The 14,474-nt window shown below is 48.3% G+C and carries 8 protein-coding genes and 2 pseudogenes; 5 read left to right on the top strand and 5 right to left on the bottom strand.

Translation table 11 applies throughout. From position 1 onward, the window contains the following. Nucleotides 1-4 precede the first annotated feature (4 nt). The 5 genes and pseudogenes from JCM10512_RS13545 to JCM10512_RS21410 form a co-directional block, all read right to left on the bottom strand. Nucleotides 5-2,885: pseudogene (locus JCM10512_RS13545) on the bottom strand (TIM-barrel domain-containing protein). 143 nt (nt 2,886-3,028) lie between these two features. After that, nucleotides 3,029-3,727 carry a response regulator transcription factor gene (locus tag JCM10512_RS13540; RefSeq protein ID WP_244437205.1) on the bottom strand — a complete coding sequence of 233 codons (699 nt, stop codon included), beginning with the start codon at nt 3,725-3,727 and terminating at the stop codon, nt 3,029-3,031. After that, nucleotides 3,670-5,190 carry an ATP-binding protein gene (locus JCM10512_RS21420; RefSeq protein WP_052517216.1) on the bottom strand — a complete coding sequence of 507 codons (1,521 nt, stop codon included), beginning with the start codon at nt 5,188-5,190 and terminating at the stop codon, nt 3,670-3,672. The genes JCM10512_RS13540 and JCM10512_RS21420 overlap by 58 nt, the downstream gene beginning before the upstream one ends. Next, complete coding sequence (locus tag JCM10512_RS21415; RefSeq protein WP_081741314.1) at nt 5,190-6,998, bottom strand: ligand-binding sensor domain-containing protein; 1,809 nt, start codon at nt 6,996-6,998, stop codon at nt 5,190-5,192. Before JCM10512_RS21415 ends, JCM10512_RS21420 begins: the two co-directional genes overlap by 1 nt. Then, nucleotides 6,974-7,168, bottom strand: coding sequence for a two-component regulator propeller domain-containing protein (locus tag JCM10512_RS21410; RefSeq protein WP_052517214.1), 195 nt, complete (start codon nt 7,166-7,168; stop codon nt 6,974-6,976). The genes JCM10512_RS21415 and JCM10512_RS21410 overlap by 25 nt, the downstream gene beginning before the upstream one ends. Nucleotides 7,169-7,299: 131 nt before the next feature. On the opposite strand from JCM10512_RS21410, the gene JCM10512_RS13530 reads away from it, so the two are divergent. The 5 genes and pseudogenes from JCM10512_RS13530 (at nt 7,300) to JCM10512_RS13505 (ending at nt 14,467) form a co-directional block, all read left to right on the top strand. Beyond that, the gene (locus JCM10512_RS13530) at nt 7,300-8,061 is read left to right on the top strand and encodes a DUF1295 domain-containing protein (RefSeq protein WP_044163836.1); all 762 of its coding nucleotides are present in this window, start codon (nt 7,300-7,302) and stop codon (nt 8,059-8,061) included. Nucleotides 8,062-8,078: 17 nt separating this feature from the next. After that, on the top strand, nt 8,079-8,927 hold the full coding sequence (locus JCM10512_RS13525) for an SDR family NAD(P)-dependent oxidoreductase (protein WP_044163834.1): 849 nt from the start codon (nt 8,079-8,081) through the stop codon (nt 8,925-8,927). A gap of 316 nt (nt 8,928-9,243) precedes the next feature. Then, nucleotides 9,244-11,644: pseudogene (locus JCM10512_RS13515) on the top strand (TonB-dependent receptor). 54 nt (nt 11,645-11,698) lie between these two features. Then, nucleotides 11,699-13,099 (top strand): DUF4374 domain-containing protein, encoded by a 1,401-nt coding sequence (locus JCM10512_RS13510; protein ID WP_044163830.1) that lies wholly within the window; start codon nt 11,699-11,701, stop codon nt 13,097-13,099. Between the two features lie 93 nt (nt 13,100-13,192). After that, nucleotides 13,193-14,467: a PepSY-associated TM helix domain-containing protein gene (locus JCM10512_RS13505; protein ID WP_044163828.1), complete on the top strand. Its 1,275-nt coding sequence runs from the start codon at nt 13,193-13,195 to the stop codon at nt 14,465-14,467. The last annotated feature ends 7 nt before the right edge of the window (nt 14,468-14,474 follow it).

Below are 14,474 nucleotides of genomic sequence, written 5' to 3'. Positions count from 1 at the left end.
TTGTTTATGATAGTTTCACGATCAGGCTTTTACCCGCATATTTCACCGTTTGTCCCGTAGCGTTGAGGTCGAACGGTTGGGCTTTGGTCTTGTCTACCGTTACAATGCGGAACGTGCGTTCTTTCAACATACCGTCGAACTCACCTGTACGATCGCCTATCACAAGTGAGCGCGTGGCTTCGTTGTAGGTGAAAGGTATTTGCGCATACTTTCCTTGTTCGTAGTCGTAGTTCGTTCCATCGTCCTCGTAGAGAGTGAACGCACCGTTTTGTCCCGTATAGACATAGAGTATAATCTCCGAAGCGGGCTTCTCATCTGTGTACTGTATGGCAGGGCCGTACGGAATGATCGCACCTTCGCGTACATAAAGCGGCATACGTTCGTACGGAGCGTCTACGGTCAGCTGTTGTCCGCCAATCCGATACTTACCGGTATAGAAGTCATACCAGCCGGTCGTTTCCGGGAAGTAGACATCCCGTTTGGTTGCTCCGTATTCGTAAACCGGACACGCCATGAGTGACGGGCCGAACATAAACTGATCGCCGATGTCCTGCGTCTTGGTATCTGCTCCGAAGTCCATAACCAAAGCGCGCATGATGGTATAATCGTTGAAGTAGGTCATGCCCGCCAACGAGTAGATATAAGGCATCAGGCGATAGCGCAGGTCGGTGTAATAGGCAATGCTTTGGTAAGCCGGATGCTTCGGGAGCGATGTGCCAGATTTCCCGGTAGGGGAATTGTCCGTGCGAACGGAAGAGCGGACAGAATGCCCCGAACTGATACCAACGGGTGTTCAACTCACGCCATTCTTTGGAGTCGGCACTCTCACGGCCACTGCGTGTCCATTCGCGGAACGCTTTCTCGTATCGACGTTCTACGCAGAATCCACCGATGTCCATCGTCCAATACGGTATTCCGCTCATGGCAAAGTTCAGTCCGGCGGATATTTGCGCCTTCATGTCTTCCCATCGGCTGGCAATGTCGCCACTCCAGGTAGCGGTGCTGTATCGTTGAAGTCCCGCAAATCCGGAACGGGTCAGTTGGAAAACACGCTGGTTCGGGTTCGCTTCACGCAAACCATCGTATATCGTTCCTGCATTCATCAAGGCGTACGCGTTGAAGTATTGTGTGGAAGGGCCGAGAGCCGTTGGACCGCAGAGCGCTTTGCGATAATCCATATCGGTGCAATCGCGCACGTTCGGTTCGCTGGCATCCATCCACCAGGCATCGATACCGAGCGGGTACAGATGATCTTTCAGTTGTTGCCAGAAGAGACGGCGTGCTCCCGCATCATACGCATCGTAGAACGAATAGGTGTAACCTTGAGCGATCCAGTCACGCAGACTGTCTTTGACGGCTTGTTGGTACATCCATCCTTTGCGGTCGAACTCTTTGAAATGTTCGGTTTCGGTATAGAACTTCGGCCATACACTGATCATCATTCGGGCGTGAAGGGCATGTATCGAGTCGAGCATACCTTTCGGATTGGGGAAGCGTGCCGTATCGAACTCGTGGCTACCCCAAGCGTTTTCCGGCCAGTAGTTCCAGTCGAGTACCATGTTGTCGATCGGTATACGGCGTTGGCGGAACTCGCGCAAGGTGTTCAGCAGTTCATCCTGCGTTTTGTACCGTTCGCGACTCTGCCAGAAACCCATAGCCCACTTCGGCATGACCTGTGCTTTTCCGGTCAGGGTACGATAGCCACTGATGATCTCGTCCATCGTGTCGCCATAGATAAAGTAATAATCTATTTCGTTCCCCATCTCGCTGAATAGGGAGAGTTTGCTTTGTTCTTCTTCGTTTACCGGACTGAGCACGCGGAGCCCGCAATAGGATTCGCCACCGTCCGGACGCCATTCAATGCGGATAGGGACCCGTTTGCCTGCTTCAAGGTTGGCAGTGAACTTATAGCTGTTTGGGTTCCAGGCGGTGCGCCAGCGTTCGGGAACCAGCAGTTCGTTATTGAGGTACACTTTGGTATAACCTGCGTAATAGAGGAGGAAGCGGTATAATCCGTCGGCGGGGACTTCTATCTCGCCTTCAAAGGTGACGTTGGCACCCATCAGCGGGAAACCTTTCGGCAGGAGTTCACGGTTGGCTTTTAAGTTCTCGAAATAGAGGAAAGGTTCTGTGCGGGTTAGGGTTTCCAGTCCGCTTTTCGGATCGGGTATATAGGTTCCGGTCAATCCTCCCTCTATACCGTCTTTGTTGTACAGGCGGAACACCTCATTCAGTTGGGCATAGTCGCGTGGATCTCCGAAACGGCTTAGGGAATAGTTGTCCCACAGAATACCGTAGTTCTTATTGGAAATAAAGAAAGGAACCGATACTTTGGTGTTGTATTGAAAGAGCTCTTCGTTGCGTCCTTTATAGTTAAACTCATCGGCCTGATGTTGTCCCAGTCCGTAGATTGCTTCATCCACCGGGCTTTCCCATACTTGTCTCATCTCATAGCCTTTGGTTCCTTCCACCTCGATGGCACGGAATGTTTTACCTCCTCCGGCATTCTCTCGTAGAATGGAGTTGCCTTGCAGATCGGTGAAGTAGACTTCACCGGTGGTCAGGTCGACATGGGCTTTGAGTGCGGCTGTGGTAACCAGAACGGTTCCTTCTTTCTCCTGCACCGTGAATTTGTTCTTCTTTTTACCGATGTCGGGTAGGATAATGAGGCTGGGATTGGATTTCAACGCTTTCTCGGGAGTTGCGGATACATGGATAATTTTGTCGTTAATAACTTGCAGACGGACTACGCGGGTGTCTTCCGGTGTCTTCTGCGCAAGACGTACGATAATGTCGTTGTTCGTTTCCTTGAAACCGGTGGATGCTGTACAGGAGGTAGACAGAATGGCTACTACCACGGCAAGGTATGTGCTTTTCATCTTCATTGCACTTTCTAGTTTTACGGGTTAATATTCAATGTCGTAAAAATACAGCTTTTAGGTGACGAGCGTAGCATAGATATGTATCTTAAACCGGTCTTTTTTGTTTGTACGGGGTTATGGTATGTTTCCTTGTACGGTATCATTTGTTATTTACCATGCTCTGTCTTATAGTCTGAGGGCAAAACACCGAACTCTTCCTTGAAATACTTGCTGAAGTATTTGGGGTTGTTGAAGCCCACCTCATAAGCTATCTCGGAGATATTCAATTGGCTTTCGCGTAAGAGTTGCGCAGCCCGTTTCAGGCGGATAACCCGGATAAACTCGACCGGTGATTTGCCGGTGATAGCCGTTAGCTTCTTATACAGATGCACCCGGCTCATGCCCAGTTCGCGGCTCAGCTCTTCAACGGATAGTTCACTGCGGTCGATATTCTTTTCGATGTATTCGATAGCCCGGGTGATAAGCTTTTCGTCGAGCGACGTGATGGTAATATCAGTCGGGCTGGGGTCAATCTGTTTGTTGAACGCCTCTTGTTTCTGATTACGCCTTTCAATCAGTTTGCTGATGCGCAGTTGCAGGATTTCCAGATTAAAGGGTTTGGTGATGTAATCATCGGCTCCGGTCTCCAACCCTTCGATCTTCTGTTCTTCGGTGGTATGTGCCGTGAGCAATATGAGTGGGATGTGGGAGGTGCGAAGGTCATTCTTAACTGCCCGGCAAAGCTCGTAACCATCCATTTGCGGCATCATGACATCACTGATGATGATGTCCGGCTGCAAGGTTGGAATCATTTGCCAGGCTTCCGCCCCGTCCCGGGCTTCTTCGAGCTGATACTTACTACGCAAACACTCTCGCATGAAGTGATGAAGTCCTCGTTATCATCTACCAGCAGAATCAGTGGAGCGTTGGCGGGAGGAGAGAGCCTTTGCCCACCGTCTTCTTCGCTTCGGTCAGCAGTTGTAAGAGCCGTGTCGATCTCTCTCCGTTGAAGTTCTTCGGTGTACGGGCTTTCCGTCTCTTCGCGAAGTGTCGGGGTGGCTGTGGGTAGTGTAAGTATAAACACGCTACCACCTCCCGGACGATCTTCAACATGTACTTGTCCTTGGTGAAGGGCGACGAACTCTTTCACAATATGTAGCCCGATACCACTTCCGCTGCTATGGTCGGGGTTGTCGGTCGTAGCCTCCACCTGATAGAAGCGTTCGAATATGAGCTTTTTATCCGCGTCGGCAATTCCGATGCCCGTATCGGCTACCCGGATCTCGATCTCCGCCGGATGTCCCTCTCGGGGAGGAAGTTCGCCGATCTGCACTTCTACAGAACCTCCTTCTTCGGTGAACTTGAAAGCGTTGGACAATAAGTTCATCAGAATCTTATCTAGCTTATCTTTGTCGAAAGAGTAGAAGAACTCGTGCAGATTGGTCGTGAAGCTGAGCCGGATGTTTCGGCGACTGGTTAGCTCCATGAACGACTGGCATACATTCCGCAGGCAGGCGATGAGGTCTTGATTGGTTAGGTTCAGCTTATGCCGGCTAACGTCCGAACGACGGAAGTCGAGTAGCTGGTTGACCAGTTGTAGCAACCGGATGGCATTGCGGTGAATCAAGACCAACCGTTGGCGGTTGCCTTCTTCGCCCGTCTGTTTGATGAGATTCTCTAAGGGAGAGATTATCAGTGTGAGCGGCGTTCGGAATTCATGGCTGATGTTGGTGAAGAAACGTAGCTTCATATCGTCCAACTCATGTTTCCGTTGAGCTTCCAGTTCTATTTGTTTCAACTTGAACTTCTCACGTTCATCTCGCAGCACAAGCCAATGGGCAAATAACAACGCGGTTGCCAACAAGAAAGCATAGAGTACATACGCCCATGTCGAACGCCAGAATGGTGGATTAATCACAATGGTGAGCGAGGCGGAGTTTTCACTCCAATAGCCATCGTTGTTCGCAGCCTTCACCCGGAATATATAGGTACCCGGGGGCAGACTGGTGTAGGTCACCCGGTGCGTCTGACCGTCAACTTCGATCCATTTCGAATTGAACCCCTCCAGTTGATAGGCATACCGGTTCTTCTCGGGCAGAATGTAATTCGTTCCTGAGAACGTAATGGAGAATATGTTTTGCCGGTAGTTCAATTCAATGTGATCGGTCCGGTCGAACGAGCTGGTTAATATCCGGTTGCCGTTGTACACCGAATCCACTTCTACCTCCTCATTGAACAAGAACAGCTTGGTGAAGACAACTTGCGGAGGAGTCTTGTTGTACTTGATCTCTTCGGGGCGGAAACTGTTGAATCCATTCACACCGCCCATCACGATTTCCCTTGCGGGGTCTTGGTGGTAGAACGCATGTTAAACTCTCGGCTTTGCAGTCCGTCGGTTTCGTCGTAGTTATAATAGGTAAACTGATATTCGCCCGTGCGGGGATGCGTACCGATAACGATATTTGTAACTCCGTTCAAGGTGGTTGCCCAGATGTTTTTGTCGTTATCTTCGATCACCGAGCATATGATGTCGTCGGCCAGCCCGTCGGCTTTGCGTAGAACCGTTAGTTGGTCATTCTTCAGATTCAGGATATTAAGCCCGTCGCGGGTAGCGATCCAGAGTAGTCCGCGGCTATCCTCCATAACCTGATTGATGTTCAGGTTGGAGAAGGTCGCTGTCTTGCGACGGTTGCCGAATATGCTCTCAAATTGTTTGGTTTTGGGATCGTAGAGAGTCAGCCCATAGGCGGTTCCGATTAGCAGCGTCCCATCTTTGCCAAAGGCTAGAGCCGAGACAAAAGGCGAAGAGAGTTGGGTGGTGTAAGTCGTGAACTTTTGGGTCTGCGGATCAAAACTCTGCAAGCCCGCCCCCAACGTACCGATCCAAAGCAAACCGTTCTTATCCTCCTGTATGGACCATACATCGTTGCTGACAAGCGAGTTCGCGTTGTCGGGCTGATGTCGGTAATGAATAAATTGTCGGCCGTCGAAGCAGTCCATTCCACCTAAGTAAGTCCCTATCCAGACACGTCCGTCGCGAGCGGCGCAGATGCTGACAATCACATTACCCGCCAGTGATGCCGGATTGTTGGGTTGGTGTTCATAGAGTTTCTGCTCGCCGGTGGTACGGTTTATGCTGATAAGGCCGCTTCCGTTAGTGCCTATCCACAAGCGGTTTTGGGAATCCGATTTGAGGAAAGTGACATCGCCGTCGAAGTTCTTAATGTGTTTGAATTGGGTCAAGTGTTCAACGCCAAACTTGAAGATGCTCTCGCTATAATACGAGACTCCTTTCTTATACGTACCAATCCATAAGATCCCCTGACCATCGCAATAGATGCAGTTACTGCTGTTGTTTGCCAGGCTACGCTCATCCAAGGGGTTGTTTTGCAAGTTTGTGAGTAGGCCGGTCTCTTTATCGATAATATCGATTCCTCCATGATCGGTGGCTATCCAGATGTTCTTATTCCGATCTTCGGTAACGGACAAGATCACGTTGCTCGACAACCGGTACGGATGACTGCTTGTGCTGTTGCTGAGCCAACTCCATGTTTGGGCTTTGTGATTGTAGTACCATAGTCCTGTGGCGCTTTTCGTGTAAACCCAATGATTGCCTTTGTGATCGATAAACAGCGAGTACTTCTCGGAGATTAGCGGTTGCTGGGTTGTCAGTTGGGTATCTGTGGCGATTACTTTCGAACTGTTCCGGTCCACTCGTTGCAGCGTACCGTCGGTAAACAGCAAGGTGGCTTCGGACCCGAAGGCACGGATGTCGGCAATTCTTTTGGTTTGCGGATAGTCGATGAGTTTACCGGTCTTAATCTGATACTGAACTGTTCCGACGCCGGTGGTATATATCCAGAAGTTCTTATCCGGATCGATGTAGATCAGCGCAGGTTGTCTGTCGATACCGAACTTCTGTTTCAGAATCGTTGCGAGTTGACAATTGAAGTTTCCTTTGATCGGGTCGTATACGGCATAGCCCGATGCTGTTTCGACCCATAGATTCCCTTCGGCATCTTCCTGTATGTTTTCGATAAAGTCGTCGGGAAGAGAGTGTGCGTTATTATCGTTGTGACGGAATACCTTGAAGTTGCATCCATCGAACCGGTTCAACCTCCGGCTGTGGCAATCCACATGAAACCTCTGCTGTCTTTAAAGATACAGTTTACCTGATTGTGCGATAGTCCGTCTTTGGTGGATAGATGCTTGAACATATATTGTTCGTGCACCTGAGCCATGCTGCCAACGAGAGGCATACAACTGAAGATGCAAAGCACAAGATAATGATAGAAACGTATTTTCATAAGGTTAGCATGCTAATGGTAACTGGGGTATAATGCCTACAAATTTACAAAATAAGTATTTGTATTGCATCTTTTGTTGCTATTAATTGCGAAATTACTAACTTTATGCGGACTTTTAAAACAAGATAACTATGGATATGATTAGTTTTCAGCTGTTTCTGGCCATCATGAGCCTGATCGCTTTTATTGTTTTTATCGCTCTTTATTTTGTAAAAGCCGGCTACGGTATCTTTCGAACCGCATCTTGGGGGATCTCTATCCCCAACAGGCTGGCATGGGTACTCATGGAAGCTCCGGTGTTTCTCGTCATGTGCTGGATGTGGATGCATTCGGAGCGACGTCTCGATCCGGTGATAGTTACCTTCTTTCTCTTTTTCCAGATTCACTATTTTCAGCGAGCCTTTGTCTTCCCCTTGTTGATAAGCGGGAAGAGTAAGATGCCGTTGGCTATTATGTCGATGGGCATCGTCTTTAATCTGCTGAATGGCTATATGCAGGGAAAATGGATATTCTATCTGGCTCCCGAAGAGATGTATCAGCCGTCTTGGTTTGCATCACCTTGGTTTTTAGTGGGCACCCTTCTTTTCTTTGGCGGAATGATAACGAACTGGCACTCCGATTATGTGATCCGTCACTTGCGCAAACCCGGAGATACCCGACACTACTTACCTGAAAAAGGCCTGTACCGTTATGTTACCTCGGCCAATTATTTCGGAGAGATAGTCGAATGGGCCGGATGGGCGTTGCTCACCTGTTCGCTTTCGGGATTGGTGTTCTTGTGGTGGACCTTGGCGAACCTTGTTCCGCGGGCCGATGCCATCTGGCGTCGTTACCGTGAGGAATTCGGTGAAGCTGTAGGCGACCGGAAAAGAGTATTCCCGTTCCTTTACTAATCATACGTTGCCAGTTTATGGAGCAGAAGTATGCCATTATAACCGGAGCCAGTGGCGGAATGGGCGTTGAGATTACCCGTGCCGTCGCTAAGGCCGGGTATTCGGTTATCATGGTATGCTATCGAGCGGAAAAAGCCGAAGCGGTGCGGAAACGTCTACTGGAGGAGGAAGGTGCGCTTTCGCTTGAGATTATGCTGGCCGACTTGTCATCCATGGAGTCAGTCCATGCTTTTGTCGGGAAGGTAGCCGAGCGTGGCATTACCGTCTCCTTATTGATGAACAACGCGGCGACCATGGAAACCGGATTACATCTGACTTCCGAAGGGTGGGAGCGTACGGTGGCGGTCAACTACCTGGCACCTTATTTGCTTACCCGAGAGCTTCTTCCGTTGATGAGGCCGGGAAGCCGGATCGTGAATATGGTCTCGTGCACCTATGTTGCGGGGCGCTTGGATTACCCTTCTTTCTTCTCTCGGGGAAGGAAAGGAAGCTTTCGGCGCCTTTCGGTTTACAGCAATACGAAATTGGCCTTACTCTTGTTCACGCTTCGGTTGGCGGATGAGTTGCAACCCCAAGGGATCACTGTCAATGCTGCCGATCCCGGGGTGGTTTCTACCGATATGATAACGATGCGTCGGTGGTTCGATCCGTTGACCGATCTTTTCTTCCGTCCCTTTATACGTACTCCCAAGCAAGGAGCAGCTACAGCGGTAGGCTTGTTGCTGGATGAAGACGTTAAGTCTGTTACCGGAAAACTGTATGCCGACTGTCGGCAGAAAGCGTTAGCTGCGAAGTATGGCGATCGTACCCGGCAAGACCGTCTCTGGGAGAAAACGGAACGCTTGTTGAAACGATGGCTTTCCTGAAAGGAGCTCTCTTATATTAATAAGGTGTAGCGGGTGGTTGTCTCTTGACTCAAGTTACACCGAAAGGTCGGCTTCTGTTATCAATCCTTTGCTACGTGTGACTATTCGATTTAATACTTCATTTCACGATTGATTTAAGATTGTATTAATGTTAATTATGTAACATTTACCCAGATGTAGGTATTGTATACCTCCTAGTTCTTCAGTCTTACCTATGCTTTTACCAATTGATTGCGATTGTGTCGCAGTATTTTTTGTGTGTACTTTGCACACGGTTTAAAAGCCAAAGACAATTAAAATTAAATTTAGGTAAGGGATGACATACAAATACTTTTTTGTTCTTCTTGCATTACTGTTTTCTGTATCAGCATTCTCTCAGCGGGGAGGGCGCCCTCAAACAATGATTTCGGGCCGAGTGATCTCCACCGAAAAAGAAGTGGTCGATTTTGCCACAGTCTATTTGAAAGGAACGAGTTACGGATGCTCTACCAATGAAAAAGGGCTTTATCACATTCAGGCTCCAGCCGGCGAATACACATTAGTTGTTACGGCTGTGGGATATAAGACTGTAGAAAGGAAAGTTCGGCTCATCGCCGACGACAGAGTGAAAGAAAATCTGGTCATTGCTCCTCTGGTTACCGAACTGGGGGAAGTAACTGTTACGACTTCAGGCGTTAGCGAGTCAATCAATCCGCATTCAATGCCGTAGCTATCGATGCGAAGAGTCTGCACAATAGTACGCAGAACCTATCGGATGCCCTGACGAAAGTACCGGGTATCAAGTTGCGTGAGTCGGGAGCGTCGGTTCGGATATGAATATCTCGATCGATGGTTTCACGGGTAAGCATGTTAAGTTATTCATCGACGGCGTACCTCAGGAAGGTGTCGGCAGTTCGTTCGGACTGAATAATATTCCGATTAATTTTGCCGATCGCATCGAGGTATACCGGGGTGTAGTTCCCGTGGGCTTTGGTACCGACGCGCTAGGTGGGGTAATCAACATTGTAACCAATAAAACTCCCCGGAAATGGTTCCTGGACGCTTCTTATTCGTACGGTTCGTTCAATACTCATAAATCGTATATCAACTTCGGACAGACTTTCGACAACGGACTGACATACGAAATCAATGCTTTCCAGAACTACTCGGACAACAGCTATCACATCGATACCTATGTGGAGCACTTCAACGAAGACGGAACTTCGCAAACAATTAAAGATAAGATCGAGCATGTAAAACGTTTCAACGATACCTATCACAATGAAGCGATCATAGGAAAAGTAGGCTTGGTGAATAAATCGTTTGCCGATCGTTTGATATTGGGCTTCACCTATTCCAAATCGTACAAAGAGATACAGAATGGAGTTATTCAAAGTATTGTTTTTGGTGAGAAGCATCGCAAGGGACACTCCCTGATGCCCTCGTTGGAATACCGCAAGCGTAACTTATTCGTAAGAGGATTGGATGTGACGCTGACCGGAAACTACAACGATAACCTGACGCAAAACATAGATACCGCTACGTACCGTTTCAACTGGAGAGGCGAGAGCAGATACAATGGCGGAACGGTAGGTGAACAATCCTACCAGATGTCGGAGTTTAAGAATATCAACTGGAATGGAACGTTTACAGCCGTTTACCACATTGGCGAGACACACTCGTTTATCCTCAATCATGTGTTAAGCTCACTTGAGCGGAAAAGCCGTTCGGACATCACGTCGAACATATCGGACTATACCATGCCGAAGGAGACTCGCAAGAATATCACCGGTTTGTCTTACCGCTATATGCCGTCCGACCGATGGAATGTGTCGGTGTTCGGTAAGTATTACAACCAATTTAACGCCGGTGCGGTGTCGACCAACTCAAGTGGTGTCGGAGATTATAAACGCAGCGAAACACGGGTGAGCACCATGGGTTATGGAGCTGCCGGAACGTACTTCATTCTGAAAGACCTGCAAGTGAAACTTTCGTATGAGAAGGCCTATCGCCTACCTACTACTGATGAGCTTTTCGGTGATGACGACTTGGAGTTGGGCGCTATCAACCTTAAACCGGAGAATAGCGATAACCTGAATTTGAATCTGAGCTATAGCCGTACATTCAACAAACACGGGATCTACGTAGAAGGAGGCTTGGTGTATCGTCATACGAAAGATTATATCCGCCGCATGGCCGGAGATAAGTACAGCGGCAACACATACTACGCCTCTTACGTGAATCACGGTAAGGTTGAAACGAAAGGATTCAATGTCTCTGCCCGTTACAACTATTCACACTGGGTGAGCCTGGGTGGTACGTTCAACTATATGGATGCTCGTAACAAAGAGAAGTACGCCACGGTAGGAAGTACGAACGAAAGTATGTATTACGATGTGCGGTTGCCCAATCAGCCTTATACGTACGCCAACTCTGATCTCACATTCTTCTGGCGTGATTTTCTGGTCAAAGGGAATGTGCTCAGCATGATGTACGATAACTTCTACGTACGTACATTCCCGCTTTATTGGGAAAATATGGGAGCTTCTTCTACGAAGAAACGTGTACCTACACAATTCTCTCACAACATCGGGCTGACCTACAGCATCAAGAAGGGGCAATATAATTTCTCATTCGAGTGCAAGAATCTGACCGATGAGAAGCTGTACGATAACTTCAGCTTGCAAAAAGCGGGAAGAGCCTTTTACGGCAAGGTGAGAGTATGTTTTGGTAAATAAGACAGAATCATTCTTTTATAAATAACAAATAAACAAAATAATCAAATTTAAGGTATGAAGAGAAAATCTTTATTGTGGGTATCAGCTTTTGCAGTTTCCATGGGGAGCTTCTTGGCTTCGTGTAGTGATGATGAGAACGGTACTGATGGGATAAAAACAGTCAACGGGTATGTACTGTCGGTTACAGCCAGTGAAGATAACGGTACTAGCGGCGCAACCTATTTGTTGGCTGCCGAGTCATTGGATGAGGGTAGCATTACGGCACTTAAGTCGGGTGTTGAAACAGCAGCAGGTACTGCATGGATCTATTTCAAAGATAAATATTTGTACAACTTGCAATACAATCAGGGCAGTGCAGGTGAAACCGAATCGTATATGTTGAATGCCAACGGAGAGATTACCACTCGTCCGGGTGTGTATTCTATCACACGCTTTGTGACCTACGGAATATGCGGTGACAACGTGGTTACTGTATCAGCTGTAGATACCAATGAAGAAGACGCCAACGGTAATAAGAAAAAAGGTTTGGGATTCAACTTCATGCATGCAGCGAATGAGGCTCTTTCCACTAAGACGATTACTGCTGAGAACTACCTGAACAACGGGGAGTTTGTAACTTTTGCCGGTTTCGTAGAAGCTAATGGCAAGGTTTATACATCTGTTGTACCGATGGGTATGAGCAAATGGGGTGTACAAAACTATACAGGTTCTTTTGATCAGACTAAAGTGGCACAGGAAGCTGGCGGATCGAGCAGCTCGGCTTATGAAGCAGGCGTTATTCCAATCACTCAGTATCCTGACAAGGCATTCATCGCTATCTATAACGACGGAACCTTCTCCGGAACACCTACTATTGTTCAAACAGATCAGATGGGTTTTGCCAGCGGACGTATGCGCTCGCAATATTATCAGACTATTTGGGCGGATGACAATGGCAACATTTACGCATTCTCTCCCGGTTATGGTAGAACGCACACGGCTAAGTACTATACGCCGGGCGTTAAGAAGGCAAGCGTAATGCGTATCGCCAAAGGAGCTACCACATTTGATTCCTCTTATGGAGTGGTTGATATTGAAGCGTTGGCCGATGGAAAATCATTCCTTCGTTGCTGGCACATCACAGGCGATTACTTCTTGTTGCAGATGTTTACAGGCAACGATGCTAATCCCGGCGGTTTGGAATCAAAAGGTTTAGGCGCAACTCGTCTTGCTATCTATAAAGGAAGCACCAAGAGCTTCAATTATGTAACCGGCTTACCGGCAGCAGACAAAATCACATCTTTCGGAAGTACACCGTATTGCGAGAATGGCGTGGCTTATATACCGGTATCGACCAGTGATGGAGGCGAATATCAGGCACTCTATAAGATCAATCCGACTACAAACTCGGCTACCAAGGGGCTGACTGTTAAGACAGCATCTATCAGCTCGGTTGGTAAACTGACCGCTCAGTAGTAGTACGATATACAAGAAAATTGCTTGATAATGAAAAGAGAAAGTCTGCATCGCATTCGTAGGTGCGGACTTTTTCCATCAAATAGAAATTGAATGAAGAAGTTATTTCGAAACATCCATCTATGGTTGTCTGTCCCTTTTGGACTCATCATCTCCATCATTTGTTTGTCGGGAGCGGCATTAGTGTTTGAAGATGAGATCACGGAACTTTGTTACCCGTCGCGTTATCGTGTAGAGAATGTGGGGGAGAAGCCTCTCTCAGTGGAGCAGCTGATGAATAAAGTGGCTGCGTCACTTCCCGATAGTGTGTCCGTGACGGGTGTGAGCATCTCTTCCGATCCGGAACGTGCTTATCAGGTTAGTCTTTCCAAACCTCGCCGTGCATCGGTTTTTGTCGATCAATATACCGGGGAAATTAAGGGAAAGAACGAACGAGCCTCTTTCTTTGGTTTTATGTTCAGAACGCACCGTTGGTTGCTCGATAGTATGAAGCCGGATGGCGGCATCTTCTGGGGCAAGATGATTGTAGGAACGAGTACGTTGCTGATGGTTATTGTGTTGATATCGGGCATTGTAATCTGGTGGCCCCGTACCCGCAAGGCTTTGAAGAACGGATTGAAGATAACGGTCAACAAGGGCTTGAAACGGTTCTGGTTCGACCTCCACGTTGCAGGCGGAATGTATGCGCTGATCTTTCTGCTGGCCATGGCACTGACGGGACTTACCTGGTCTTTCTCGTGGTATCGGACTGCTTTCTATAAGGTGTTCGGAGTGGAAATGCAACAGCAGGCTTCGCATGGTCCCGGAGGTGGAAACGCTCCGCAAGGAGGGGGACGCAAGGAAATAGCTAAAGCCGCAGGCTCTCGTGAAGGAACTGGCCGGGGGGAAAGATCGCACGGTCATGGCGGACGTGGTGAAGCTTCCGGTGAAGGTGGTAGTGCTCGTGAAGGTCACGGTGAAAGACCAACTGCTCCTTCTCAGGCAACTTTCGCTTATTGGCAAGCGGTATACGATCAGTTGAGCAGTCGGAATGCTAACTATGAACAAATAGGGGTTACAGACGGCAGTGCTACGGTCTCTTTCAACCGTTTGGGCAACCGTCGCGCAGCCGACCGCTATGCGTTTGATCCGGCAAATGGTCAGATAACCGAGACTAATCTTTATGATAATCAGGATAAATCCGGTAAGATACGTGGATGGATTTATTCCGTCCATGTGGGTAGTTGGGGAGGTTTGCCGACTCGCATACTGAGTTTCTTAGCTGCATTGATCGGTGCGTCTTTGCCGTTGACCGGGTATTATCTATGGATCAAGAAATTAGTGGGAAAAAGGAAGCGAGCTAAGAAGGCTGCTTCGTCTCCCGTCTGATAACCGC

Origin of the sequence: Bacteroides reticulotermitis JCM 10512 (assembly GCF_000517545.1) — a bacterium.
GTDB lineage: Bacteria > Bacteroidota > Bacteroidia > Bacteroidales > Bacteroidaceae > Bacteroides > Bacteroides reticulotermitis.
This window is presented reverse-complemented; position numbering and strand designations above follow the sequence as displayed.

Coding starts and splice junctions, on each gene's coding strand:
- JCM10512_RS21420 (WP_052517216.1), bottom strand. CDS start 5,190: ATGGGCGGTGTGAATGGATTCAACAGTTTCCGCCCCGAAGAGATCAAG.
- JCM10512_RS21410 (WP_052517214.1), bottom strand. CDS start 7,168: ATGAAAATACGTTTCTATCATTATCTTGTGCTTTGCATCTTCAGTTGT.
- JCM10512_RS13530 (WP_044163836.1), top strand. CDS start 7,300: ATGGATATGATTAGTTTTCAGCTGTTTCTGGCCATCATGAGCCTGATC.
- JCM10512_RS13525 (WP_044163834.1), top strand. CDS start 8,079: ATGGAGCAGAAGTATGCCATTATAACCGGAGCCAGTGGCGGAATGGGC.
- JCM10512_RS13510 (WP_044163830.1), top strand. CDS start 11,699: ATGAAGAGAAAATCTTTATTGTGGGTATCAGCTTTTGCAGTTTCCATG.
- JCM10512_RS13505 (WP_044163828.1), top strand. CDS start 13,193: ATGAAGAAGTTATTTCGAAACATCCATCTATGGTTGTCTGTCCCTTTT.